The 25,251-nt window shown below is 65.8% G+C and carries 29 protein-coding genes; 19 read left to right on the plus strand and 10 right to left on the minus strand.

What is annotated here, in order from left to right; genetic code table 11:
- Positions 1–252: 252 nt before the first annotated feature.
- The 11 genes from ON30_RS03755 (at position 253) to ON30_RS42175 (ending at position 6,387) form a co-directional block, all read left to right on the plus strand.
- Positions 253–807: an RNA polymerase sigma factor gene (locus ON30_RS03755; RefSeq protein ID WP_040704218.1), complete on the plus strand. Its 555-nt coding sequence runs from the start codon at positions 253–255 to the stop codon at positions 805–807.
- Positions 804–1,382 (plus strand): anti-sigma factor, encoded by a 579-nt coding sequence (locus ON30_RS03760; RefSeq protein WP_040704256.1) that lies wholly within the window; start codon positions 804–806, stop codon positions 1,380–1,382. The genes ON30_RS03755 and ON30_RS03760 overlap by 4 nt, the downstream gene beginning before the upstream one ends.
- Positions 1,379–1,750 (plus strand): Asp23/Gls24 family envelope stress response protein, encoded by a 372-nt coding sequence (locus ON30_RS03765; protein WP_040704219.1) that lies wholly within the window; start codon positions 1,379–1,381, stop codon positions 1,748–1,750. The genes ON30_RS03760 and ON30_RS03765 overlap by 4 nt, the downstream gene beginning before the upstream one ends.
- Positions 1,747–2,220 (plus strand): hypothetical protein, encoded by a 474-nt coding sequence (locus ON30_RS40545; RefSeq protein WP_218006232.1) that lies wholly within the window; start codon positions 1,747–1,749, stop codon positions 2,218–2,220. Before ON30_RS03765 ends, ON30_RS40545 begins: the two co-directional genes overlap by 4 nt.
- 89 nt (positions 2,221–2,309) lie before the next feature.
- Positions 2,310–2,792, plus strand: a complete 483-nt coding sequence (locus ON30_RS03775) for an Asp23/Gls24 family envelope stress response protein (protein ID WP_040704221.1) — start codon at positions 2,310–2,312, stop codon at positions 2,790–2,792.
- Positions 2,792–2,980, plus strand: coding sequence for a hypothetical protein (locus ON30_RS03780; protein WP_040704222.1), 189 nt, complete (start codon positions 2,792–2,794; stop codon positions 2,978–2,980). The genes ON30_RS03775 and ON30_RS03780 overlap by 1 nt, the downstream gene beginning before the upstream one ends.
- Positions 2,977–3,300, plus strand: a complete 324-nt coding sequence (locus tag ON30_RS03785) for an Asp23/Gls24 family envelope stress response protein (RefSeq protein ID WP_040704223.1) — start codon at positions 2,977–2,979, stop codon at positions 3,298–3,300. The genes ON30_RS03780 and ON30_RS03785 overlap by 4 nt, the downstream gene beginning before the upstream one ends.
- Positions 3,297–3,833, plus strand: coding sequence for a DUF6286 domain-containing protein (locus ON30_RS03790; RefSeq protein ID WP_040704224.1), 537 nt, complete (start codon positions 3,297–3,299; stop codon positions 3,831–3,833). The genes ON30_RS03785 and ON30_RS03790 overlap by 4 nt, the downstream gene beginning before the upstream one ends.
- Complete coding sequence (locus tag ON30_RS03795) at positions 3,830–4,405, plus strand: Asp23/Gls24 family envelope stress response protein (RefSeq protein ID WP_040704225.1); 576 nt, start codon at positions 3,830–3,832, stop codon at positions 4,403–4,405. The genes ON30_RS03790 and ON30_RS03795 overlap by 4 nt, the downstream gene beginning before the upstream one ends.
- Before the next feature lie 16 nt (positions 4,406–4,421).
- On the plus strand, positions 4,422–5,264 hold the full coding sequence (locus ON30_RS03800; protein WP_063719817.1) for an alpha/beta fold hydrolase: 843 nt from the start codon (positions 4,422–4,424) through the stop codon (positions 5,262–5,264).
- 583 nt (positions 5,265–5,847) lie between these two features.
- Positions 5,848–6,387, plus strand: a complete 540-nt coding sequence (locus ON30_RS42175; protein WP_373282486.1) for a C40 family peptidase — start codon at positions 5,848–5,850, stop codon at positions 6,385–6,387.
- A 408-nt stretch (positions 6,388–6,795) separates the two neighbouring features.
- On the opposite strand, the gene ON30_RS03810 is transcribed toward ON30_RS42175, so the two are convergent.
- The gene (locus tag ON30_RS03810) at positions 6,796–7,695 is read right to left on the minus strand and encodes a hypothetical protein (RefSeq protein WP_157183592.1); all 900 of its coding nucleotides are present in this window, start codon (positions 7,693–7,695) and stop codon (positions 6,796–6,798) included.
- 283 nt (positions 7,696–7,978) lie between these two features.
- A complete protein-coding gene (locus tag ON30_RS03815) occupies positions 7,979–8,278 on the minus strand; it encodes a WXG100 family type VII secretion target (RefSeq protein ID WP_040704227.1) in 300 nt (99 codons plus the stop codon).
- 64 nt (positions 8,279–8,342) lie between these two features.
- Here ON30_RS03815 and ON30_RS03820 point away from each other — a divergent pair, with 64 nt between their 5' ends.
- On the plus strand, positions 8,343–10,034 hold the full coding sequence (locus ON30_RS03820; protein ID WP_040704228.1) for an alpha/beta hydrolase: 1,692 nt from the start codon (positions 8,343–8,345) through the stop codon (positions 10,032–10,034).
- A 41-nt stretch (positions 10,035–10,075) separates the two neighbouring features.
- Entirely contained in the window at positions 10,076–10,564 is a 489-nt protein-coding gene (locus tag ON30_RS03825) for an LppA family lipoprotein (RefSeq protein ID WP_051028901.1), read from the plus strand.
- 18 nt (positions 10,565–10,582) lie between these two features.
- Here the strand turns inward: ON30_RS03825 and ON30_RS03830 are convergent, their stop codons facing one another.
- Complete coding sequence (locus tag ON30_RS03830; protein WP_040704230.1) at positions 10,583–11,794, minus strand: hypothetical protein; 1,212 nt, start codon at positions 11,792–11,794, stop codon at positions 10,583–10,585.
- A 309-nt stretch (positions 11,795–12,103) separates the two neighbouring features.
- Here ON30_RS03830 and ON30_RS03835 point away from each other — a divergent pair, with 309 nt between their 5' ends.
- Together ON30_RS03835 and ON30_RS03840 are read left to right on the plus strand one after the other, a co-directional pair.
- Complete coding sequence (locus ON30_RS03835; RefSeq protein ID WP_040704231.1) at positions 12,104–12,316, plus strand: hypothetical protein; 213 nt, start codon at positions 12,104–12,106, stop codon at positions 12,314–12,316.
- 713 nt (positions 12,317–13,029) lie between these two features.
- Positions 13,030–13,419 (plus strand): hypothetical protein, encoded by a 390-nt coding sequence (locus ON30_RS03840; RefSeq protein ID WP_040704234.1) that lies wholly within the window; start codon positions 13,030–13,032, stop codon positions 13,417–13,419.
- A 69-nt stretch (positions 13,420–13,488) separates the two neighbouring features.
- On the opposite strand, the gene ON30_RS03845 is transcribed toward ON30_RS03840, so the two are convergent.
- The 3 genes from ON30_RS03845 to ON30_RS03855 form a co-directional block, all read right to left on the minus strand.
- Positions 13,489–14,844, minus strand: coding sequence for a hypothetical protein (locus ON30_RS03845; RefSeq protein WP_040704235.1), 1,356 nt, complete (start codon positions 14,842–14,844; stop codon positions 13,489–13,491).
- The gene (locus ON30_RS03850; RefSeq protein ID WP_157183593.1) at positions 14,845–15,192 is read right to left on the minus strand and encodes a hypothetical protein; all 348 of its coding nucleotides are present in this window, start codon (positions 15,190–15,192) and stop codon (positions 14,845–14,847) included.
- A 511-nt stretch (positions 15,193–15,703) separates the two neighbouring features.
- Complete coding sequence (locus ON30_RS03855) at positions 15,704–17,716, minus strand: ABC transporter ATP-binding protein (RefSeq protein ID WP_245553927.1); 2,013 nt, start codon at positions 17,714–17,716, stop codon at positions 15,704–15,706.
- Between the two features lie 45 nt (positions 17,717–17,761).
- On the opposite strand from ON30_RS03855, the gene ON30_RS03860 reads away from it, so the two are divergent.
- Together ON30_RS03860 and ON30_RS03865 are read left to right on the plus strand one after the other, a co-directional pair.
- Complete coding sequence (locus ON30_RS03860) at positions 17,762–18,013, plus strand: ribbon-helix-helix protein, CopG family (protein WP_040704238.1); 252 nt, start codon at positions 17,762–17,764, stop codon at positions 18,011–18,013.
- Entirely contained in the window at positions 18,010–18,444 is a 435-nt protein-coding gene (locus ON30_RS03865; RefSeq protein ID WP_040704239.1) for a type II toxin-antitoxin system VapC family toxin, read from the plus strand. The genes ON30_RS03860 and ON30_RS03865 overlap by 4 nt, the downstream gene beginning before the upstream one ends.
- A gap of 90 nt (positions 18,445–18,534) precedes the next feature.
- On the opposite strand, the gene ON30_RS03870 is transcribed toward ON30_RS03865, so the two are convergent.
- On the minus strand, positions 18,535–19,152 hold the full coding sequence (locus ON30_RS03870) for a Uma2 family endonuclease (protein WP_245553928.1): 618 nt from the start codon (positions 19,150–19,152) through the stop codon (positions 18,535–18,537).
- A gap of 110 nt (positions 19,153–19,262) precedes the next feature.
- Here ON30_RS03870 and ON30_RS38765 point away from each other — a divergent pair, with 110 nt between their 5' ends.
- Positions 19,263–19,700 (plus strand): hypothetical protein, encoded by a 438-nt coding sequence (locus tag ON30_RS38765; protein ID WP_157183594.1) that lies wholly within the window; start codon positions 19,263–19,265, stop codon positions 19,698–19,700.
- Between the two features lie 267 nt (positions 19,701–19,967).
- On the opposite strand, the gene ON30_RS37115 is transcribed toward ON30_RS38765, so the two are convergent.
- Together ON30_RS37115 and ON30_RS39995 are read right to left on the minus strand one after the other, a co-directional pair.
- Positions 19,968–21,956, minus strand: a complete 1,989-nt coding sequence (locus ON30_RS37115; RefSeq protein WP_083911119.1) for an ATP-dependent nuclease — start codon at positions 21,954–21,956, stop codon at positions 19,968–19,970.
- Between the two features lie 331 nt (positions 21,957–22,287).
- Positions 22,288–22,452: a hypothetical protein gene (locus ON30_RS39995; RefSeq protein ID WP_169334868.1), complete on the minus strand. Its 165-nt coding sequence runs from the start codon at positions 22,450–22,452 to the stop codon at positions 22,288–22,290.
- Between the two features lie 522 nt (positions 22,453–22,974).
- Between ON30_RS39995 and ON30_RS38770 the strand changes: the two genes are divergently transcribed.
- Positions 22,975–23,586, plus strand: coding sequence for a hypothetical protein (locus ON30_RS38770; protein ID WP_157183595.1), 612 nt, complete (start codon positions 22,975–22,977; stop codon positions 23,584–23,586).
- Positions 23,587–23,748: 162 nt separating this feature from the next.
- On the opposite strand, the gene ON30_RS03885 is transcribed toward ON30_RS38770, so the two are convergent.
- A partial coding sequence (locus ON30_RS03885) for a hypothetical protein (protein WP_040704245.1) occupies positions 23,749–25,251 on the minus strand: 1,503 nt, incomplete at its 5' end.

Raw genomic sequence — 25,251 nt, forward strand, 5'->3', positions numbered from 1 at the left:
ACGGGTCGATGCGACTGCGCCCCAACGTTTTCGGTCGAACAGGGTCGACCGCACATCGTGGCACGAACGAGACGTCCGGCGCATCGGGAATATCCCTGACGTCGTGCCCCCAATTCCTGCGGCGCACGAACAGAGGACACCGCCCGAGCCTCGGCAATCACGCGGCAAACGGTGAGACGAGCGTCACGTCATAATGGACGTGACGAATCCGCGGCCCCGGTGTCCCAGAGGACGAGTGGTGCAGGAGGTGGCGTGACCACGATCGACGCGGTGACCGACGACGCGACCCTGGTCAGCAGGGCGCGCGACGGCGATGTGCGGGCCTACGAACAGCTCGTCGTGCGGACCCAGGGCCGGATGTTCCGGCTCGCGACCAAAATGCTGGCCAATCGCTCCGACGCCGAGGACGTCGTGCAGGAGGTGTACCTCGACGCCTGGCGGCGACTTCCGCAACTGGAAGCCGACGGCGCCTTCGTGAGCTGGCTGTATCGCATGACGACCAACCGGTGCCTCAACGTCATCCGGGCGCGGCGACCCGCCGTCGACCTCGACCCCGACGACACCGAATCGCCGCGCTCGGACGCACGACCCGAGCACGCGGCACAGGTCAGCGGACAACTGCGCGCGCTCAACGAGGCGCTGGGGACGCTGACCCCCGAGCAGCGGGCCTGCTGGCTGCTGCGCGAACTGGACGGACTGTCCTACGCGGAGATCGCGGACATCGTCGGTGCGAACACCACCGCCGTGCGCGGTCGCATCGCGCGGGCACGAGCGCAACTGGCGGAGGTGATGAAGCCGTGGCGATGAACAGCACGACCGAGGAACAGGAGTACCGACTGCCCTGCGGGCGCGAGGTCGACCAGGTCTGGGACCGACTCGACGCCGTACGGGCCGGCTTCGGCGACGAACACGACCTGACCTGCCCGCACTGCGCGGCGGCGCGCGAGAGCCTGCTCGCCCTGCGCGCGGCCACCGCCGAACTGGTCGCCGAACCCGAACCGACCCCGCCCGACCTGGTCGGTCGCATCATGTCGGCCGTCCGCGCCGAAGCCCGCCGCGGTCGCGGAATCGCGCTGCCCACCCCGCACCCCGGCGCGGTCGAGGTCAGCGAACAGGCGGTGGCCGCCGTCCTGCGCTACGCCGTGGACACCGTGCCCGGCGTGCGCGCGCGACACTGCCGCATCCGGGTCGCCGACGGCGCGCACCGCGTCGAGGTGGAGATGTCGGTGGCGATCACCCTCGGCCGCACCACCGTCGACCAGGCGCTGCCGCTGATCCGCGAACGCGTCGCCACCGCGCTGGACACCCGCATCGGGTTGGTCCTGGGCAGGCTCGACATCGTGGTCGCCGACGTCCTGCCCGATTCGGACGGTGCGCGATGACCGACGCGACCGCGCAGATCGTCGTCGAGGACCGGGTGCTGGCCGCCGTCGCCGCGCGCGCCGCGCTGGCCACCCCGGGAGTGTCACGACTCGAACCCGGAATGCGCGGACTGGTGTCGAGCCTGGTCCGGGTGGGTAAGCAGCGCTGGACGGGCGCCGAGCCCGCCCCCGCCGAAGGCGTGCGGGTCCGGCGCGACGGCGCAGCGCTGTCCGTCCACGTGGACGTCGTCCTCACCGCCGGACGTCGAGTCGCGACGGTCGGCGCGGCCGTGCAACAGGAGGTGTCCCGGGTGGTGGCGGAACAGACCGGTCAGCAGGTGACCGCGGTGACGGTCGCGGTGACCGACATCGAACCGGAGTGGTCGTGAGCGCGGTGACCGCCGCGATCCTCGACGCGATCGACTCGGTACCCGGTCTGCGTCCCGCTGCCCCCGTGGCCGACATTCCGCGCTGGTGGCGGGCCGACGCGCGCGGCGCCGCCGTCGACGTGACCGCGGCCCGGGTCGAGGTGCGCGTGGTGGCCACCGCGCTGCCGCTGCCGCCGCTGCTCGAACGGGCCGCCGCCGCGGTGCGTGCCGCGCTCGCCGAGACCGAATGGTCGCGGGCGCCGGTGCGGTTGATCGTCACCGAACTCGACGCGAGCGCCTTCCGCTCCGAGGAATCCGCCGCCGTCGCAGCGGGTTCCACCGCACCGCTGCCGACAGCTGTCGACACCGCCGATCACGCCGCGCAGGCCGATGTCGAGGTCGATTTGACCGCGCCCGTTGATGATTCGGAGAACGGGGGCCGCGCTGAGGACGCCCGAGAACGACCCGAGCCCCGAAAGGACGTTACCTAGCTCACACCGATCGCCCCGTGCCGAATCGGCGCGACCGGTGTCCTACCGAATAAGCACCACAACAGAATTCGAGTCGATCAGGAGGAACCATGAGCGCGACCACCACCGACACCAAGAACGACACCCCTGCCGCGGCCGCCGAACGTCCGTCCACGAGTGTCACCAAAGTCAGCGCGCTCACCAGCGAACAGGGCACCACGACCATCGCCGACATCGTCGTGCAGAAGGTCGCCGGACTCGCCGCCCGCGAAGTGCGCGGCGTGCACGACCTCGGCGCGGGCGCGGCACGGGCCTTCGGCGCGATCCGCGACCGCATCCCCGGCGCGTCCGCCAGCATCGGCCAAGGCGTCTCGGTCGAGGTGGGGGAGACCCAGGCCGCCGTCGACCTCGAACTCGTCGTCGAATACGGCGTCGCCATCGCCGAATTGGCGCGCGCGGTGCGCCGCAATGTCATCAACGCGATCGAACAGATGACCGGCCTGAGCGTCGTCGAGGTCAACATCAACGTCAACGACGTGTTCATCCCCGGCGACGACGACGAGGACACCGCGCGCCCCAGCCGGGTGCAGTGATGAGCGCGACCACGCTGTGTCTGCTGGTCGGGCTCGCGCTCGGATTCGCCGCGGCCTTCGGCGGATTCGGCGCGTTGACGATCGTGCTGCTGTTCGGCCTGGTCGGCCTGCTGATCGGCCGCTGGCTCGACGGTGAACTCGATCTGGCCGGGCTGATCAGGTCCGCGCAGCGCCGGGACCGTCGATGACCGCGATCGCGGAGGCGGCGCTGCCCGGCCGCACCACCCTCGCGCCCCGGGTGGTGCGGCGCATCGCCGAACAGGCGGCCCGCGAGGTCGACGGTGTGGCGGGCGCGGTCGACGCCGACGCCGAGATCAGCGGCGACCGAACCTCGTTGGCCGTGCGCCTGGGCGTGACCTATCCGCGCCCGGTCACGGCGGTGACCGAGGCGTGCCGCGCCCACCTGGTCCGGCGGACCGGCGAACTGACCGGGCTCACCGTGGCCGCGGTCGACATCGTGGTCACCGAATTGAGTTCCGCGAACACCGACGGACGGAGAGTGCGATGATCCGGCGACCTCGCCGCGTCACCCCGGCGGTTCTGGTGGCCCTGGCGCTGCTGGGACTCAGTGTGGCGGTGGGCGTCTCGCTCGCCCAGCGCCTGCTCGACACCTCGCAATATCTGTCCTACGACACCGTCGCCACGGAACTGCACGCGCGCACCTGGAGCGATCCGCTCGTGCTGATCGTCGGCATCGTCGTCGCCGTGCTGGGCGCGGCGCTGCTGGTGGCGGCGCTGTGGCCGGGGCGGCCCGCGGTCCTGCCGCTGGCCGACGGTGACGATTTGCGCGCCGGCGTCTCGCGCGGCGGACTGCGCACCGCGCTGCGCAACGCGGCGAGCACCGTCGACGGCGTCGAGTCGCCCCGCGTCGGGGTGCGCCGCAAGGTCGTCACCGTGCGCGGCGACGCCTGGCGCAGCGACACCGACGGCGTCGCCGACCAGGTGTGCTCGGCGGTGAACCGGCGCGTCCAAGAGATCGGCTCGCCCGTGCGCCGCGTCCGCGCCCGCCTGCGCGCACCGCGACTGGGAGGCGAATCGTGAACGGCGTCAACCGGCCCGCCGCGCTCAACCGGACCCTGCTCGGCCTGCTCGGCGTCCTGCTGCTCGCGGCCGGCGGATTCCTGGTGGCCGCCCACTACGGGAGACTGCGCGACATCGACGCGGGCGCACCGCTGGTCCCGGGCACCGCGGCCCCGCCGACCTGGGTGTTCTGGGCGGTCCTCGCCGGCGCGGTGATCCTCGGACTGCTCAGCCTGCGCTGGCTGGCGGCCCAACTGTTCCGGCTGCCACGGCCGGTCACCTGGCGGACCCGACCGGCCGAATCCGCGGGCACCACCGTGCTCGCCTCCGCGACCGCCGCCGCCCCGGTCGCCGCCGATATCGAGACCTACGACGGCGTCCGCTCGGCCACGGCCTGGCTCGGCGGCGAACGCTCCGCCCCGGAACTGCACCTGATCGTCACCGCGGAACCCGCCGCCGACGTCGCCGAACTGCGCCGCCGCATCCTCGCCCACGCCGTGGCGCGCCTGCGCGAAGCGCTCGAGGTCGAGGTCATCCCGGTCAGCATGGAGTTGCGTTTCGAGGAGGACCGCCGCCCCGCGCGGGTGCGCTGACCGGCATGATGGAGCGATGAGTTCGGATCTCGGTGACGGGGCCGTCGATCGGATGGTCGACGCCGACGGCGGCCCCGTGCACGTGCGCGTCGACGGGCCCGACGACGCGCCCGCGCTCCTGTTCGTGCACGGTTTCAGCGGCTCGATCCACTGGTTCGACGACCTCACCGCACTGCTCGTCCCCGATTTCCGCGTGCTGCGCGTCGACCTGCGCGGCCACGGCCGCACCGGCGGTCACACCGGACTCGATCCCGAATCCCAATCCCGTGCCCTGGTTTCCGTCCTCGACGTCCTGAACGCGCGTGAGGTCTTCGCTCTCGGCCACTCCTTCGGCGCCGACGTCGTCCTCGCCCTGGCGCGCCGTACCGACCGCGTGCGCGAGGTCGGAATCCTCGGTCAGGCACCGGACTACAGCTACGCCACCCTCCCGCCCGGCGGCGAGATCATGGCACTGCCCGTCCTCGGCGGCCTACTGCACCGCCTCGCACCGACTTTCGCGGTCCGGCAAGGGTTGCGCACCGGCGTCGCACCGGGATTCCCCGTCGACAACGCCTTCGCCGACCCGATGACCCCCGTGCGCGACCACCGCGCGATGAGCCCCGCCATGTACGGGATCGTGCTGGCGCAGCGGCGGAAACGGTTGGCCGCCGACCCGCTCGACGCGCAGGTCCGCGCACTCGGCAAGCCCTGCCTGGTGATTCACGGCGACCGCGATCGCATGTACGACGTCGACCGCACCGTCGCCCGCTACCGCGCCGCGGGCGCCACCGTCGAAATCGTGACCGGCGCGGGGCATTCCCCCAATGTGGAGCGGCCCCACGAAGTCGCGCGCATCCTGCGCGCCCATCTCGCGCGCTGAATATTCCGACGATTCTTTATTTGTTCGTTATCTCCTCCGGGTGTGTTCGACTTTGTCCGGACCGTGATATGCCGAAAGATCGGTCCTCGGATCCACAGGACGCACCGTGATGTTTTTCGAATCCATTCGAAGGCCGTGGTGAACAGTGAGTGTCCGACCTCGGCCGACGATATGAGCATCGGAGGACCGAACAATGGCAGTACCCGAAGACGTCCGACAATCCCGCGGGCCGCGTCGCACGATCGTGCAGGCGATCGGCATCGCGGCCACCGCCCTCACGCTGGGGGCGGGCACGGCAGGCGCGCAAACCGTCGAACTACCCGGCGTCGGCGCTTTCGAGATTCCCGACGCGATCCACGCCCCCGCCCTCTACCGGACGGCCCCCGGCCATTTGGTCGCACCGTTCCCACGAATACCCACGCCGGGCGGCGTACTCGGAGAAATGCGGTTCGGACCGGAAATCGCTCTCGGACATCCTTCGAAGTCCGCTGATCACGACCTGGTGGCGAACCCCGAGAATCCGCCCGAATCCGATCGACCCGAACCCGGCGGCACCCCGGAAACGACGCCGCCGAGCGGTCCGGTGGAGAAATTGGAAGCGGTCGCGCCGGAGGCGGGGAAGGCCCCCGACAGCGCCGCACCACCCGGTCACCTCGCCACCCCCATCGCCTCCTCGTTCCTGTTCCCCGCGCCCCTGGACTTCTCCGCCGTCCTGATTCCGCCGATCACGGTGAATCTGCCCGGCCTACCCCAGTTCTCGACCCCCGCGGCCCCCGCGCGGAGCTCCGGCGAACTCGCCGTCGACGCCGCGCGCCGCAAGATCGGGTCACACTACGGCGCGGGCTCCACCGGCCCCGACTCCTTCGACTGCTCGGGCCTGGTCCAATGGTCCTACGAACAAGCCGGAGTCGACCTCCCGCGCACCAGCTACGAACAACTCTCCGCCGGAACCCCCGTCGCCCGAGACGATCTCGCGCCCGGCGACCTCGTCTCCTACTACGGCGGCGGCCACTCCGCGCTCTACGCCGGCGACGGCAAGGTCATCCACGCGGCCACCGACGGGACCGGGGTGGTCGAATCTCCCCTGGATTCCATGCCCTACGCGGGGGCGCGCCGGTACTGAGCGCGTTTCGGGCGTTCGCCCTCTTTGTCCCGGACGCTGGATCGCCCGGCTCCTCGGACCGGCATGGCACCGCGCCGGTCGGCGCGGATCGCACGGCACGGGCCGTGGCACGCGCCCGGTCGACCAGTCATCCGTACCGCCGGGACGCACCGCCGGGACGCTCTGCCGGGCGAACCGACGTCCGCTCCGCCGGGACGCTCCGCCGGCACGCTTCACGGGCGAACCGCCGAGGTCATTGTGCGGCTAACCAGACCGGCCCGGCGGCCGCCACCGCCGGGCCGTGAGGGGCGGGGCACTGCGCGGCTGTGAGGACGGGGTACTGCGGGGCCGCGAGGGGCCGAGGTACTGCGGTGGTGCGAGGGTTGCGGCGTCGAGCCACTGCCGGGCCGCGAGGGTCGCCGCGGCGGACTAGCGCCCGAAAATCCGCCGCCACCAGGCCCGGTCATCGCACAGTCCCAGCACCACCAGCGGCCGCGCCGGATCTTCCGGTTCCCACGCCACCGGCGCCGCCAATCCCGGCGACAACAGCAGCCACCATTTCGCGCGCACCTCGAACGGCACATATTTCGGCTTGTGCCAGGACAGCCGCGCCCCTTTCCCCAACAGTCGCAGCAACCGTCGCTCCGCCGATCCGCCGGAGGGAAACCGCTCCGGATCGACCCGGCACCGCAACCACAGATCCTGTTCGGGTACTGCGAACAGGTCCGCCGCCCGGTGCATGAACGTCGTCGCCGTGAACGGCCGCACCCCGTCACCGCCGCGACATGGCAGGCAGATCTCGTCCCCGCTCCCCGCCACCAAATAGAACAGCGCGGGTGAGGCCGACCGCCACCACCGGGGCGCGGACCGACTCGCGTACACGTCCTGCACCAGCAGATCCACCAACTGCCGCCGCGCGACGACCGCGTCGGGCACCCCGCCGCCGCGCTCCTGGAAACGCTGGATCGCGTGCACGGTGAAACTCACTTGCTCCAACAACTGGTTCCCCACCAGTGCGAACGGGTCCACCACATCCGACTGCGGCACCCCCAGACACTGCGTGGCCACCCACACCGGCCCGCCGTCCCGGTCCTTGCCGGCCGCCAACGGCAACGCCAACAACGACTCCGCCACCAGGAAATACCCGGACGGACTCCGCCGCCGCCCGAACTCCTCCGGCAGTCTCTCGACCACCTCCCCCCGGTCGGCGATCACCTCCAACACCCATTCCCGAGCCGCCCCCCGACTCCCCAACCCGAACAACTCCACCGCCGCGTCAGCACACGCATTGCTCACCACGACGGGAAACGCGTGCGGATCATGCGCCATACGAACCCCCGATCGAGTCCCGACTCCCCACCCTAACCCCGCCCGCCTGTGCACGAGTGTGGATCGGTTCGCCGAGCGGCGGATCGCCTCGAAATATCCTCAGTCGCGATTCGGGGTTCCGCCGCGGCGTGCTTGCTCCCGTTTTCGGAGCGGCAATTCGGCGAGAAATTGTTCGAGCGACAAATCGCAGCCGAGCGATCTGTCGATTTCCGCGTCCGGCTTATCCGTGCACAGTCATCCCGAGTGGACCAATAGGGCTGTGGATAACTTTCGGCCTGTGGATCTATAGGGACAAATCCGTCAAAGCGGCGGCGTGCGCGGTGTCGAGTTCGTGGAAGCTGTTGGCGGCGGTGGTGAGCGACTCGGAAGCTGTCGCGAGGTGCCGCTGTAACGCGATCCGGCGTGCTGCGAGGTAGCCGGTGAAGGTGGCGAACGCGGATTCGGCGGGCCCAGCCCACCCCGCGCCGCTGCCGTCGATCGTGGTGTCCAGGTCGGATAACGCTCGGGAGGTGCTCGTGAACAGCTGGTCCAGCAGTGCGGCGGTGGCGCGCAGGCGCGCGGGATCGACGGTCAAATCGGTCATTGGTCCCCCTGGTCCGAGTTTGCCGATAGCCTACCGGTGCCGATGATCGCTCCTAGGGGGACATGTGGATCTGCGGACTATCCGGCACTGGGATGTCGGAGCTCTGGAACAGGTGGAAACAGCGCTGGCGCAGCGCATTCGAATGATCGAGGACGTACGCGCGCAGGTGTCGGAGGCGGGTGGGCTGTCCGGCTGGGCCGGGCAAGCAGCGGAGGCCGCCCGGCAACGGTTCGCCGTCACCTCGAACGAGTTGACCGATGAACTCACCGTGCTGGAAGCGGTACGGACCGTGACCGGGGAGACGCGCGTGACCGTGGCCCACCTGAAAGCCCAACTCGCCGACATCGAAACAACCGCCGCGACCGACGGCTTCGAGTTGCGTGACGACGGCACCGTCGACTCGACGCCGCGCGCACCCGAGGTTCTCGCCCTACGCGAGCAACGTCGCGTCGAATCGCAGGCTCGCGCTCGAGCACTGATCGCCCAGGCTGTCGATATCGCGTCCGACGCCGCGGCGGTTCTCTCCAAGGTGTCCGAAGGCGCGGCTCGTGACCACGGCACGGCCGATACCGAAAAACCCGGCCACCTGACCGCGCCTGCCCCGCCGACCGATACGAGCCCGGCCGCGGCGCGCGCCTATTGGGAAGCGCTGCCCGAATCGCAACGGCGAGAGGTGATCGCCCGGCACCCCGAGTGGATCGGCGATCGCGACGGAATCCCGTCCCTCGCCCGCCACGAGGCGAACACGAATCGAATCGAGGTCGAACGACGTCGGTTGGCCGACCGCCGGGACACCCTCCGAACGAATCTCGCGAACCATCCGTTCGGCGGCGTGTTCACCGACGAGGACGCCGAACTGGAACTCGTGGAATCGAAGCTGACCGACCTCGACAAGATCGAACAGTTGGTGGCCGAGAACCCGATGGTCCCCGGCGACGAGAACGACCACGGCGTACGACTGCTGTTGTTGGACATGACATCCGGCGAACGCGGCATGGCCGCCCTGGCCATCGGCGACCCCGACAACGCCGACCACGTCTCGGTCACCGTCCCCGGCAAGGACACCACGATCACTTCGCTCGGCGGCATGGTCGCGGAGGGCAAAGCACTGCGGACCGAGACCGAATACCAACTGGACCGTCTCGGCCGCGGCGACGAGAAGGTCGCCACGATAGCGTGGCTGGGCTACGAGCCGCCCGTGAGCAAGGGCGGCCCCGACGATTTCGCCGCCGGTTGGCTCGACGCCGCCCGCACGGACCGCGCGGAAGCGGGCGCGCCACGCCTGGCCAGATTCCTGGACGGCATCGACGTGGCCTCGAACAGCCCGGACCCGCACCTGACCGCCCTCGGCCATTCCTACGGCTCCTACACCCTCGCCCGAGCTCTCCAAGACCCCGCCCACGGCCAACCCGTCGATGACGCCGTCTTCTACGGTTCCCCGGGCATCAACGCCTCCGACGAACCCGACCTCGGTCTCCGCCAAGGCCACGGCTACGTCCTGCGCGCCGCCGACGATCCCATCACCCTCGCCGACACCTTGCGAACCTTCGGCCCCGACCCTGTCACCACCCGGCTCGAGCAACTTTCCGTGGCGGGCGGAACCACCGCCGACGGCATACCCCGCGAAGCCGCGTCCGGTCACAGCGAATATCCCCGCCCCAGCGGAACAGGCCCTTACGAAGGCGAACTCCGCACGTCCGGCTACAACATGGCCGTCATCGTCGGCGGTCTCCCCGCGGAACTCCTGCACCGATGACCCGACTGCCGAACCCGACACCGCACCGACCAGGGGGAACTATGTTCGACGGTCCCGAAACCCACAGTCCCGACGAAACCCGCCGCGCTTGGGATCGCTTACGCACCCGGCCTTCCCTGGAAACCACGGAACAGCGCCTCCTCACGGCGATCCGGGAAATCGCCGGCACCGCGACCGCGCTCGACGCCGCTGTCCGATGGCAGTGGCGACGCAGCCGCGACGTCGGCGGAACGTGCCCCGGACCCTACGAGAACACCGCCGGCCGATTCGTCACCACGCGCTCCTTCGTCTCGGACATCCCGATCGCCGATGCGCACTGGAACCGCCTGCTGCGGACGGCTACGGACATCGCCGCGAACTTCGGCATGGACCGAGTCGAGATGGTTGCCGACGCGTTCGGCAATCACGACGTCTCGTTCACCGGCGAGGACGGAAACCTCCTGCGTTTCGGCACTTTCGAGACAGCAGTACTCAGGGCGACCTCCGGCTGTCGTCTCACGCGGGCCGATCTCGACAGGGCTGCGAGGTGAGCTGATCCCTGCGTCCGATCACTGGACCGCGCACATGGATTGCATGACACCCTTCACAATCGGCGTCCCGTAGGTCGTCGGCGCGAAGGCGAGCGTCTGCGCCAGGGCCAGCGGCGTGGTGACCGACGACGCCACCCCGGTCCATCCGAGCGCGGCGTTGCCGACGGAGAGCAGCACGCTGGTCAGGTCGAGGCTGAGGGTCGCCAGGTCGAAGACGTGCTCGACCCGCACGTCGGCCAGGGCGACGGTGTCCAGCGCCCTGCCTTCGTAGAGGTCGAAGCCGAAATTGGTGAGGAAGGTGAGCAGCCCGTGATCGATGGCGTCGACCAGCGGCCCGAGTTCTTCGGTGCGCCGCATCAGCGCGATCTGTGCGATGCGGTTGTCCCGCAGGAACGTCTGCACGGAGTCGGCCGCGCCGTTCAGCGCGAGGTGGTCGAGCGGCAGCGCGGAGTTCGCCAGCAGATAGGCGCGGGTGCGCTCGACCACGGCCGACATGGTCAGTTCGGCAACCGGGGTGCAATTGCCGTCGGCTCGCGTCAGCGAGTTGGCGAGGTCGGTGATCTGCGCGGGCAGCGCCACCTGCTCGGTGACCGCTTCTTCCAACACGAGCTTCGGGTACACGTTCGGTGCGGCGCAGGTCGCCGCGAGGTGATCCTGCACACCGCGCGCCAATGTCTTGACCCCGTTGAAGGCGGCGCCCACCAGTGGCTTGAGCAGGATCCCGACCGTCGGCACCAGGCTGGCGGCCAACTGCGCGGGGATCTTGACGATCCGGGTGGCGAGGATGAACGTCTCGATCGCGTCGTTGACGGTCAGTCGGGAGACCGACACCGTGTGGTCGATCCGCCCGGTCCGCACGGCGTCCAGGCCGTTGACGAGGTAGGTGACGATCGGATCGTCCAGGAATTCGGTCCGCTCGTTGACGGTGTCCGGATGCACCGGCAGCCCGTCGCGATGCACGCGGACTGCCGCCAGCGTGCCGCGGAACTCCGCGACTCGCTGGTCGAAGACCTCGGCTTGGTCGGCCGGAACGGCGGTGCGCAAGGCCGTGGCCGCCGCGCCGACGATGTCGTCGAAGGTCGGCGCGCCACCGCCGCACGGCGCGTCCGTGACCGCCGTCGCGGCGAGCGAGTCGGTGTCGGCGCGTGCGGCGGCGGGAACGACCACGGTGAGCACGCTGGTCAGGGCGAGGGCGCCGACGAGGGGCGCGAGCAGACGCGGAATTCGCATGGAACAACTCCGTCGGTCGGTCGATCGTTGGTGCTGCGACGGACCAACGCGGGTGGCCGAACTGGACGGGCGTTCAGTTCGCCTGCCCATAGAATAAGGGGCATCTGTCGTCCTGTGATCCATTCGGCGTACGAAGCGCGAAATTCCGGTGACGTCGCGGGGGAGTCGGCGATCCGCCGTCGGTGACCCCCGCATCCGTGGCCACGAAATCGGGGTCTGTGACCTGGGGCGATGTCTTGAATAGCCTGAGCCCTAACGCTCGCGGGGGTGGAGTGGAGGTTCGCGAAGGAATCGGACAGAAGGAACTCGATGAAGAAACCATTCGCCGCCGCGGTACTGGCCGCCGCACTGCTGTCGGCCCCCTTGGCTACCGCGCAAGCCGCGACCGAATCCGCCGCGCCGGTCGCGGCCTGTGTCGAATACCCCATCGGAGCGCCGGGTGGCTGCGACTTCGTCCAGAACATCCTGCAACTGCTGAGCATCGGATCGTCGAGTCTCAGCGGAGATTCCCTCGCGCCCTGAGTGAATGAACCGAGCGGCCCGGCAACCATCGGAGGGGAGCCGGGCCGTTTTGTTCGATGATCCGTGTGGATCGCCGGCGGAATTTGCGGTGATTCGGGACCTGCTCCCGGCGGTATTCCGCGATGCGAGCCCGTGTTCGTTCACGGATGATCTGCGCCTCGATGTGCGGAATCATCGGCCCGGCGGTCATGCTGCGCGCCGCAGCGGTTTTGCCCGTCGTGTGCCGGACCGACATCGGCGATCGTCCACGCCTACCTGGCGGTAGGTATTCTCGCCCTCCGCGATTCCCGCCGGAACCCACGCGAACCCATGCCAGAATTCGCACGCTGCAAATCAGCTCGGACACCGCTGCTTCGTCACCCGTGCTCAGATGGGTGAGAAGATGACGCGTTGGCCGCTCATTCCTATCGCGCTGTCGCACCGACAGTCAATTCGGAGAGGTGCTGAGCAGGAACGCGTTTCGTCACGTGCACCTCATCGCGCCGTGCAATCCTCGAAATGCGGACGATCACTTCGCATCTGAACACAATCGGCGATAAGTGCTGTGTTGCTGAGGATTTGATTCGACCGCAAAAATCGGATAGAACTGTTCCGTTGCAATTCGCAACTCGGAAACATCCTGTGCGCTGGACTCGGTCGCGCACAGCGGGGTCGGGAGGATAGGAAAAATCATGCGTAGAACTGTCGGTACTTTCTGTCGTAAGGCACTCGTCGTGGCTCTGCCGCTGGCGGCCGCGGTGACTTTCGCCGGCGCGGGCGCGGCTTCCGCCGACGCCGGAATCATCGCGCCGCAGTCGGCCTCCATCGTGCAGATCGACGAGGTCCAGGAGGAGCCCGTCGTGGCTCCGGAGATCGCGCAGCCGATCGCGAATGTCGAGGACATCGCGACGGATCCGAATGCGGCCAACCACGATCCGATGGCCAATGGCGCCGCGGCGGGTGCTGTCGTCGGTGGTGCGCTGGGTGCGGTCATCTGCGCAGCGACCCTCGTCGGCATCGTGCTCATCCCGCTGTGTGCTCTCGGCCCGGCGCTGAACGGCGCTGTTGTCGGCCTGATCGTCGGCGCGATCGCCCCGCAGCTCATCCCGCAGGTCCTGCCCTGATCGTCGGGAATTGAACGGTCCTCGTTCTCCGGTAGCCGTCTTCGGTTGCCGGAGAACGAGGTTGTGTGACTACTCGTATCTCGCCCCGTTCCAGCGCAAGACTTTCTTGGTGATCGTTCCGCCCGCGCAGTCGGGTCGGCAGTCGTTGCTGGACTGCTCGATGGCGTAGCGGCCGTCACCACCCGGCGGGACGAGTTCGGCGTAATAGTAGGCGTGGGTGGTGGATTGATAGTTCGGTCCGTCCTCGTCGGTCCAGCCGATGTTCGCGTACCCGCGGTCGGTGGGAACGAGAGTGAGTACCCCGTTGTAGCGTCCGGGGTTGTAGGTGAGAAAGACATTGTTGGTCGAATCCGTCACCGGTTCGGCGAACTCGAGTTCTTCGCCGTAGACGCTGATTTTCTGGACCAACAGCTTCGATCCCCGTTTGTCGACCACCGCGACGCATCCCTCGCCGGACAAACTCGCGCGAGTCGGCCGACTCAGCCCGACCGTGACCTGGCCCAGCGTCGGATGCTCGATCTTGCGCTGCTCATCGATTCTTCCGCACAGCGAGGAAAGCCCGCTCTGGGCTCCGATTCTCGTGAACAGCGCGATCTCGTAGGCGCCCGATCCGAGCGCGAGAGTGGACAGCGTGTCACCGATGACGACGGTCGCTTGCGCCACTCCCAGGACCCGAAGCAGCAGGAATCGGATCGAGCGGAGCTTGTCCGTGATCGCATGCGTGCGCTGTAATTCGCTCCACGCTTGCTCGGAAATATGTCCGCTGATCTCCCCCAGGATGTCGGGTGCGCTCTGAATGGCGCATCCCACGATCCGCGCGACACCCGCCGCCACCGCTGTCGCGTCCGAGGCGGTCACCGCGGCATTCGCGCCCTCACCGAAACACACGCCCATGATGCCCATCTCGATGGCGGTGAGTGCGGTGACGTCGTCGAAGTGTTCGGCGAGCGCGGTCCAGATCAGCCCGTAGGCGACCGCCGAGGTCGACACTTTCGTCGTGATCTTCGCGACCGGTTGCCCCGTCAGCGATTGTTCGGTGAATCCGATATCCACCCCGGCCCCCGGCGGTAGTACCCACGTGCGGGGACGTTCCGGCGCGGGAACGCCGAAGAATTCGGTCGTGGCGGTGAGGAATTCGGAGATGACGTTGCTCGGCAACCCGGAGTAGGCATCCAGGTGGGCCCATGTCGGCGTCACCGGCGCGGTGACGATCATCGCCACGCCGCGATTGTTCCGGATCTTCACCACCGCGGTGTCCCGATCGGCGGGGTCGGCTCCGGTGCAGACCAGCATCGGAGCATCCTTGCCCTCCAGGAAGACGGGATCTTCGATCCAGTCCGGCCGCGGTTGGGTGTCGCAGGACGGCGCATTGGTCCGCAGTCCGACCGCGGAGGTGAGGAAGTGGTTCGCCTCGGCGGCGAACACCTACCACCAGGTGAGATGCGGAATCCGCGCGGTAGCGATCCGCCTATCCCCGTCGAGTTGCGCCGCGACCACCGTCGCCGCTTCGGCCGTATCCGCGACCCCGGGTGTGCCGACGAAGTAGACCTCGACACCGTTCGGCACCGGTTCCGACAGTCGGTACGTGAACTCCAACGGCGTCGACGGTTGACCCGTTGACATCGTGAGGTCGGCGCGACTCAGCGCCGGATTCTCGTCCCGTTCCGGCGCGGCCCGCACGGTGAAGGTGGCACCTCCCGGCGCTGACGGGACCTTCACCGTCCACGCCTCGGACACCGCGACTTCCGTGTCCGCGCTCGATGACAACGCCACCACCTGCTCCTTGATCGGCGGCCCGGCCGGCGGCGGCCCACCATTCCCGGAGTCTCCCTGCGAACCAGCACATCCCGGCAGCACACAAGCGAGCACGAGAACGATCATCGGAGAGCCGAAACGAATACCGCGCATGGAGCCTCCCGGTCGCGGAACAGGGCTCCGTCGACGCTAACTCCGGACCCATTGCCGTGGGTGTCGGTCGAACGGATGATTCTTGTCCTGCTGATCCGTCGCTATCGCGTCGCACAGCGCCTCGGCGGTCCCGTCCGGACCGAATCGGCCCACGACCCCGTGGTGGTGCGCCATTCGCGGCGGGGGCCGAGTCTGTCGTACCGCTGTGTCATGGTCGCGGTATGCAGGCACTCGATAAAGACCAGATCGCGGCGGTGAGCGGTTCCCGCTAGTCCCTGGTCGAGGTCGTCGGCGCTGCTCCCAGCTCATCCCGATGCGCCAGGATTGTCGAACATCCGGATCCGGCTGCGGCCAGGTGGCGACATTCGAGGAGTGGTCAGTGAACGGCCATGTCCTCCCCGAGGAATCCACCCGACTGATGCCGCCACAGCTGCGAATATGGCCCCTGCGCGCCCAACAGTTCCTCGTGGGTTCCTTGCTCGACTATCCGCCCGTGATCCAGTACCACCAGCTTGTCCATCCCGGCCACGGTGCTGAGCCGATGCGCGACGACCAGCGCCGTCCGTCCCTCCATCAACTCCCACAGGGCCTGCTGCACGAGCACTTCACTTTCGGAGTCGAGCGCGCTGGTCGCCTCGTCCAGGAGCAGGATGGGCGCGTCCCGCAGGATCGCCCGCGCCAGCGCGACCCGCTGCCGCTGCCCGCCGGACAGCTTCACGCCGCGCTCACCGATGAGCGTGTCCATGCCTTGCGGCAGCGCGTCCACGAATTCGGTGACGTGCGCGGCCGCGGCGGCCCGCAGCACTTCCTCGTCGGTGGCGTCGGGCCGCGCGAACCGGATGTTCTCGCCGAGCGTCCGATGGAACATGGCCGGGTCCTGCGGCACGTAGGCGATCAGACTGCGCAGATCCGCCTGCCGCAGCCGGGAGATGTCCTGTCCGCCGATCCGGATCGTGCCGGACTGGATGTCCATCAACCGCAGCAGCAGTTGCGTGATGGTCGTCTTGCCGCCGCCGGACCGCCCGACCAGCCCGACCTTCGCGCCGCCTGCCACCTCCAGATCGAACCCGTGGAACAGTTGCCGCGCACCACCGTGCGTGAACTCCACTGCTTCGAACCGCACATCGAAACCGTTCGGCCGCAATGGTTCCGGCTTCTCGATATCGAGCACCGTCGGTTCGTCCAACAGCAGTTCGGTGAACTGCGCGGCCTCGGTCAGCACCGTCTCCAACCGCCGGTAGATCTGGTTGAACCGGAACATGATCGTGGTGGCGTTGAAGTAATAGGTGAACACCACCACGATGGCCTCCACCCCGATACCCCTGCCCGCGAGGCCGAGCGCGACCACCAACCCCAACACATTCGTGATCACCAACAGCGGCGCCACCAACGTATCGATCCGCAGATTCGCGTAATCCCAGCTGCGCAGCGACTTCCGCCGCGACGAGGCAACCCGCCGCCGATGCTCGGCCGCCTCCTGCGCTTCCGCGGCGAAGGCCCGCACCACCTGCATATTCGCCAGACTGTCGGCCACATGCCCGGAAACCCGCGCGACCGCGGCCTCCCGATCGTCGACGAGTTCCTGCCGCTTCCGAATCAACGGCAAGATGACAACGCCGGTCACCACGATCATCCCCACCAGCACCACGACCAGCCACGGGTCGTAGCGCCACAACACCGCCGAAGCGAACACCAACGGCACCAGCGACGCCACGACCTCGAACGCGATGGTGTCCACGAACTGCTCGAACCGCGTCGCGAAACTCAACGACCGTTTCGTCAGCGACCCCGCGAAGTTGTTGTGGAAGAACGCCGCATCCTTCGCCAACAACTCATCCATCGCGAGCACATACAGCTGCTCGATCCCATACGCGTCCACCCGGTTCATGCAGTGGAACCCGATGCGCCACAACACTTCCGCCAACAACAGGCTGCCACCGAACGCGAGCACATACGGAGCCAACACCCCGAAACCCGCATCCCCGGTCGTTGCCACCTTCCCGACCACCATCGCCACGATCAACGGCGCGACATACAGATTGCACACATTGCCCAACGCCGGCGCCAGCAACGCCGGCACCGCCATCATCTTCCGCGTGGCCAACTCCCGACCATAGAGCCGCACCACCAACTTCACCGCACTCGTCCCCGAACTCATGCTCCCCCTTCTCGTCTCGAACCCGAGCGATGCAGGTGAGCAATGATCCCGTGCCGGGGCGGTCCACCGCCACCGAATATTCGTCGAGGGATGTCTATAGGTCGCCGGTGTCGATTTGCCGAAGAAGCCCTCTTGGCTGGATCGAGGAAGCCCGGCGTCGGTTGTCGATGGCGGTGGCGCGGGCTTCGCCGAAACCGGACTTCGGTGTCGCCCGCCCTTCACGCCTGCCATCGGCTCGGCCTGGCCGCAAGGTTATGGTGCGGGTACCATAACCATATGGCCTTGAAAAAGACGACCGTGATGGTCGACGAGGAGGATCTCGAGCTGGTGAAACAGGCGGCGGCGCGCGAAGGCCGCCCGGAGTCCGAGTATTTTCGCGAAGCGTTTCACCTCGCGGCGATTCGTACTCGTCGCTGGGAAGAGGAATGGGACATTCCGGTACTCGATTACGGCCATGCGGTGACGGCTGATGAGATCGACAGCGCTTTGCGACAGGGTATCGCCGTCGCCGAACCCGACGCGGAATGATCGTCGTCGGTGATACATCGGGACTGGTTGCCGCCTTCAACTCCGCGGATCCCGAACACATCAACGCGCGCGCAGCATTGCAACAGGCGGCTCTTACCGTGGTCTCTCCGCTCGTCCTCCTCGAAGTCGAACATGTCACTACCCGCAATCTGAACCGTCCGGCGGCCTACGCGGTCAATGACTGGCTCTTGGGCCAAGAGCGCACCGGCCGGATCGAAGTGCCCACGGTTTCCGCGGATCTGCTGCGGATCGCGCGCCGAGTACAGAATCGCTACCTCGCCCTGCGCTTGGATCTAACCGACGCGACCAACGTCGCCTTGGCCGAACGATACGAAACGACGGAAATTTTGACCCTCGACCGCCGCGACTTCCGTGCGATCACGCCGCTCACGGGCCACGCCGCTTTTCGCTTGCTACCCGATGACCTCTAGCGTTCCGGGCGGGAGTTCACTGGCAATCCCCCGGAAATACGGCGATCTCGGACGTTGCCGTGAAGTCCAGGAAGCAGTACCGCCAGGTTCTCAGTATTCGAGGTCGGCCCAGCCGATGGTGAGTGGGAAGGGGTGGTTCAGCTCGATTTCGGGGTGGACGGTCGGGGACCACTCACTGACCAGTGCGTACTGCCGCGGGCGCAATGGGGTCACGCCGGACGGAAGGTTTGTTGGAGTCGCCAGCACGTAGGTGAAGATGGTGTCGATCCGGCGGCCTTCGCGATCGAGCAGCACCTCCCAGTACTCGTCGATCTCGGCCTCGGCGTAGCGCGCCTGTTTCGTCAGCATTTGGCCGATGTGGTTGGACGGGGAGAGCACTTCGCCGACGATGATGACGTCCTCGGCGAAGATCGGCGTCCACGGCTCGTCTGGGCAGTGATAGACCATGAAATCCGGGGTGAGGAAATCATCCTTGGCGCGACTCAGGAAAACATTGGTCTTGGTATCCACCTGCCAGCATTCACCGGGACGGGCTTTCATGCTGCGTCGCGCCGCGGTCTCCAGTGCGTTGCGCAGGCGAGTGGCGAAGCGCTGGTGTTCCGGCGGACCGGTACGAACCCACACCGGGCGACCTTTGATCAATTCGATGCGTTCTGACTGGTCGGGGGGTAGGGAGCTCAACTCATCCCAGGTCATGCGATCGGGCAACGGGGGGACCTCTGTCGACGGGTTCGACATTTGTCGTTCCTCCTCGCGCCAGGTGGATTCTGGTGCGCCTCCGTGAATCCCTTTCAAGTTTTCCCGCACCGTTGGCGCGGTTGGTTCGGGAGTTGGGGGAGGAGCTGGAAGTTGGAGTCGAAGGCGCCGAGGCGAAAGTTTGCGAGAAGTCTGGCGATGAAGTGGCGTATCGGCCGAACCGGAAGTTGCAGCCAGACGAGGTTGTGCTATTGGTGGAGCAGTGTCAGCGCGGGGCTTCGATGATGGAGCTGGCTGCTGAGTATGGACTACATCGGAACACGGTCGAGGCTCACCTACGGCGAGCGGGTGTGGCGAAACGACCGATGGTGAAGATGACGGAGCGGTTGGTGGAACGAGCGACGAGGTTGTACGTCGAGGAGTTGTGGACGACGGCGCGGATCGGCAAGGAGCTGGGGGTTGATGCGAGCACGGTAGCGAAGGCGTTGAAGCGGGCGGGGGTGAGGATGCGACCGGCGGTGGCGGAGCGGGGGGATCAGGAACGGAAGCTTCCTGATTAGGCGCCGATGCTTTCTTCCTCCGATTCCTGATTTGCTTGTACTTCTTTATGCCTATGGCTGACGGACGATAGAAATTGCTAGGGAGCCCGATACTGCACAATCCCAGCAGGAACCTTAAAGAAAAAGAATAGCTGATCGACTAGGCCCCGGCTGAGCAGTAGCGATCCCTTGCTGCTCAGCCGGGGTTACTCGGTCGCAATCCCTATGCGATGTCTTCCAGAAGTCGATGCCCGATCGGTCATTGCCTATCTACGATTTTGGGATACGTCAGTATTTCGACGCAAATCCTGCTATCTTTTCTAAGCATGTTTTTAGCGCCGCAGGCATAGTTTCCAGGTTTACCGCATAGGCTGCAGCTCGATAGTGAGCCATCTTTTTCGTTCGCAGCTGGCCGCCGACAGCTGTCAGCTGACCGACGAAGTCGGGCCACTTCTCAAGCTCTGACTCAATATCGTCATGCCAAAGTGTAAAGTCTGGCGTCGACAGCGAATCGCCCTCGAACTTGGCACCCGACGCAACACCGCCAGGAAGCCAACCAATGACTTCCCCTGTCTGTTTCCGATTGCTTTCTAACGCGTCGAGTTGTCCCGTCGATCCCGGCTGATGCTTTTCGCTACGCAACGAGCACAAAGCGTCTCCATCGACAACCACATATATCGGTACCGCGAGCGCCTGCAAGATTGCACTGGGCACGCGAAGGTTCCCCTTGCCTCCCATACACAGAACCGATACACCAGCCGCGTCAAGTGGCATACTGCAGCGTTCTGCTAGAGCTTCGATCACAACCTTGTCAGTATCACCCTCGACGAGTACAACTCGATCGGAGAAGAATCCCTCCGAGAAGGAGGTAGGCAGCTGCTTGGCCACCACCACATTGACATTCTCTTCATTCTTGCCGATATCTGCCGCGATCTCAGCAATCGAAGTGCTCTTAATTGTCGATTGGTTGCCGACGATCCCGAACCGTCGCAAGGCCGAGAATTGCTCTGGGCGCACGAAGTACGGGCTGTGGGTGGCAACAATCACCTGGACATTCGGTTCCTGTGCCAGATTCGTCAGCACCCGAGCAAACGTTCGCGCTCTCACTGGGTGCTGGTAAATTTCGGGCTCCTCGATGCAGATAATCAGCGAAGGAAGTTGTTCCAACTCTGCGGCCAGTCGAGCATCGGCATCTTCGACTTCCTCGCCGTCCTGGATGACATGGCTGTCTGCGGCGCTTGTGGCGTCTGGAACCATCGCCTGCAACATCGTCATCATGATCGCACGCTGTGTCCCATGGCCTTGCCTTGCAACATCATTTGCGATGCCGTTGACGATCACATCGGTCCTCACCGACACCGTCGACCTGGGTTGCCATTCCGGAATATCGGGGGTGAACTTGATCGACGTTCCAGGAATGAACTGGTCAAGCCGCGCGTTGATCCGTGCTGCTTGGACATCAGTCGACTTGGCGACTCCTTCCCGAACAGACTTCTGCAACTCGTCGATCGCGTCGCTATGTTTCACCCGCCAGTCTGCATGGGCCTTTTCACCGGCTGCAGCCATCAGCGCTCCGACCAGTTCGTTGAGAGCGGTCTTCTTTCCAATCGCTCCTACTTCGCCCGCGATGTTCAACGCGGCCGGCACAAAGACCATGCGGCAGCATTGGTTGATGACTGCCGTCCCAATAGCGCCGAAGAGATGAGAAGCATCGACATCGGAAGTCTGCTCTAGTTTGTCCGCATTCGACAGATCTGCCTCCCAATCCTCAAGCGCGGTGAGTATGGCTGCCTTCGCTGCTTTACTGCCGAGGTCGGGAAGCTCTGGAAATTTTTCTCGCAACGCGGTGTATGCGGGGCGGTACTCGCCCACTCTCGTTCCGTCGCGTGCCTCCGCGAAACCTGGTCCTTGCATGGCATTGCCGACGATCTTCTCTTTGCCGTCGACCGCTGTCCAGGTACGCCTAAATGTCGCCTGCTCGCCCAACCCGTATCTTCCGAGCCGTTGCCGGTCGGCCGGGGTAAGGGAATCGAAGGTCACCATGACAGATATGTAGCGCTGATCGTCTTCCACGACCGGCTCCGGCTCGGGCGAGCTTCCATCCCGATATACGTCCGCAATGCCTAGACCGCCGCCCTTGAAAAACCAGTCGAGCGCATACACCACCGAGGACTTGCCGGATCCATTGGGACCTATCAACGCCGTATAGTCGTCAAGACTGATATCCAAGTCTTGTATACTTCGGTAGTTCTTTATATTGATTCGTCTGATATACACCTGAGGGCTTCTCCAATGAGTCCATTATCTCATATTCGGCGAATTTGGCCTTGCTGAGCTTTGCGCGGCAGCCCTTGGCAACATGCGCAAGCGGCTACTCGCGGGTGAACTACCGCGACGTTCCCGCAGGCCATGTTTGGCGTGCGCTCCAGTCGCGTTGAAGAGCTGGTGACCGCATCATCATGGAGAGTGGAGTCTCGCGATCGCCAGGGGGAACAAAGCGAGATTTCGAACCCAAGCCGGCGGGCAGGGAACCGTGCACCCAGCGGATTGGTGTGGATGAGCCGAACGGCGCCGATTGCGGACAGCGGCCCCGTTAGGCTTCTGTCAACTACGCGAGCTGGATCAACTTCCAGCCGGCACCCTTGCCGTCATACGGCGGCATGATGTTGCCCTGGGCGATGGGCGCGGTGGTTGACGGAGTGCCGACAATCTGCCAGATACCGCTTTCCGGACACACCGGTCCCGTGTGAGCGATCGTTCCAACCTGACTCATGACGAGCCACCTTCCACTGATGGACCGCGACATCCGTCGGGGCCCGGTGGTATCAGCGGTAAAGCTCTGGTCACGGATGTGTCCGTCGTAACTGACAACCGCGCGTCTCCCTGGTAGTTTCAGCGCCCTACCGCCAAGTAGACGCGAAACCCCAGGACCAGAGCCCCACAGGCATCTGGTCCTGGGGTTTGCTGTGTACCGAGGAGGGAGCCTACATCGGTATTGCTGATCATGGAAAGTTCGTTTTCCGTCTCGTCGATCACATTCACTGTTGTGATGCGCAAATTTCCGGCATGGGAGTTGTCGTTAGTAAGGCAAAGCATGCTCTCATCGGGTATTTTTGCTCGTCCTAGTTTGAGTCAACCGTCCAGTTTCGGATGTACGATTCGTCCTGAAGATGAACGTAATACATCACCGAATTTCCTATTGCTGTCTGGTTGCCAGGAAGAATTCGAGACCATAAACGCCTATACGTAGCGAAAAGCGGGTCGGTGGTCTCTTGCGGACCCCGCTACCCAGGACATGCCGCACCGGGGCAGCGACCGGGCCGACCTGGAAGTAGTCGAGAAGAACCTCCGAACCGCACTCAGCTACGCTAGCAACTGCTACGCGGCCTACCTCGCCGCCAGCCCCCAAACCCGGCGACTGTTCAACCAAGCCTTCTTCGAGAAGGTCTACATCGAACAGGACTACGTCCGTGCTGACCTGGCCGAACCGTTCAAGACGCTGCTCGGTGGCGGGTTGGTCACTGCTGCGACGGGCACCGAAGGTGAGGCAACGACCCCGGAGGTCACCACATACGTCGAGGAGGGCGACCACCGACCAGCCGTAGACGGCGTAGAGCTGATGGATCTCATCCGACACGCGCCTGCTGGCGATGCATTCGCGCAGCTCAGCGACGTAGAAAACGAAAAACCTACGCCTTACGGCGTAGGTTTGAAAGCCACTATTTTGGTGCCCTCGGCAGGATACACAAAACATGGGCAACAGGGAAGCGCCTGGTCATCTGGGGTAGTTACTCTATCTAACTACTGGTGGGCGGTTGCGTCGGCCGTACGTCGGTCCCTTGTCCGGGTAGCCCTGGCCAGGGCACTCCGAGGATGGGAACGGGGACGGCCAGCGCTTTTCTTCTAGGGTGGATGGTGATCGACGCGGCTTAACCGCTCTAGGCGGGCGGTTGGGTTATCTGGACGCATTAGGGGCCGCCGGGATTTGTCCGGCGGCCCGCACCGCGTCGGATGGTCCGTTGTGGTCGACACTGGCTGGCAGTGGACTTGACAATTAGGGTAACGGCGTCTAGGGGGTTGGTGCATCTTCGGTTCTATCGCTGCGTTGTGTGACCGCATTGGGGTGGGCGAAGGTGTTCGGAGCGATAGGACCGCCAATGCTGTCCTGCGGCCACCGATTGCCACGAGTCTCGCGTACAGCATCGTCCTGGGCAGCAGCGGCGAGGGCCGCGAGAGTACGCCGGTCGACGGTGGACAAAGCCGATATGGGTAGAACCCACCCGGAGCGCAGCCAAGCAAGGGCGAGTAGGCGTTTGCCTCGTCCACACGTGGTTCGGGCGGGGTCAGAATTGGTGAGTGCAATCGCCCTCGCGATCACGGTGAGGACGTGGGCTTGCTGTTGCGGGTCTGTGAGCTGGTGGGTGATGTTTTCAGCCTGGTCGATGAGTCGAACGGCCCTGTCAGGGTCGGTGGTTGCGATCGCACCTGCGATCTCAGCGAGGGCCTGCGCTTGGTGCCACGGTTGGGTGATGCTGCAAGCGATGGATTCGGCTCGATCGGCGCTGGTGGTTGCGATCGCGCTCGCGATCCGAGCGAAAGCGTTGGCTCGCCGCCACGGATCAGTGAGATTGAGGGCGATGGTTTCGGCCCGGTCGGGGTCGGTGGTTGCGATCGCGGTAGCGATGTGGGTGAGAGCTTCGGGTTGCTGCTCTATGGCGATGCGGTTGTGGGTGATGTTTTCGGCCTGGTCGGTGAGTTGACCGGCCCGCAGGGGGTCGGTGGTTGCGATCGCACCCGCAATCCAAGCGAAGGCATGGGTTTGCTGCCAGGGGTCGGTGATGCTGTGGGTGATGTTTTCGGCCTGGTCGGTGAGTTGACCGGCCCGCAGGGGGTCGGTGGTTGCGATCGCACCTGCGATCTCAGCGAGGGCGTGTGCTCGGTGCCACGGTTGGGTGATGCTGTGGGTAATGGTTTCGGCGCGGTCAGGGTCGGTGGTTGCGATCGCGCTCGCGATCCGGCCGAAAGCGTTGCCTTGTTGCCACGGATCGATGAGATCGTGGGCGATGGTTTCAGCTTGGTTGACGAGTTGACCAGCCCGAATGGGGTCGGTGGTTGCGATCGAGTCCGCGATGTCGGCGAGGGTGTGGGCTTGTTGTTGGGGGTTGGTGATGCTGTGGGTGATCGTTTCGGCGCAGTCGGGGTTTGTGGTTGCGATCGCGCTCGCGATCTGAGCGAGGGCCCTGTCTTGTTGCCACGGATCGATGAGATTGTGGGTGATGGTTTCGGCCTGGTTGAGGAGTTGACCGGCCCGAATGGGGTCGGTGGTCGCGATCGAGTCCGCGATGTCGGCTAGGGCGCGAGCTTGCGGCTGCGGGTCCTCAATGCTCCGGGCGATCTTTTCGGCGCGGTCGGGGTCGGTGGTTGCGATAGCGCTCGCGATCTGGCCCAGGCCGTGGGTTTGTTGTTGAGGGTCGGCAATGCCGTGAGCGATGGCTTCGGCCCGGTCGGGGTCGGTGGTTGCGATAGTCCCGGCGATGTAAGCGAGGGTGTGGGCTTGCTGTTGCGGGTCGGT

Origin of the sequence: Nocardia takedensis NBRC 100417 (assembly GCF_000308695.1) — a bacterium.
In the GTDB taxonomy this organism is placed as follows: domain Bacteria; phylum Actinomycetota; class Actinomycetes; order Mycobacteriales; family Mycobacteriaceae; genus Nocardia; species Nocardia takedensis.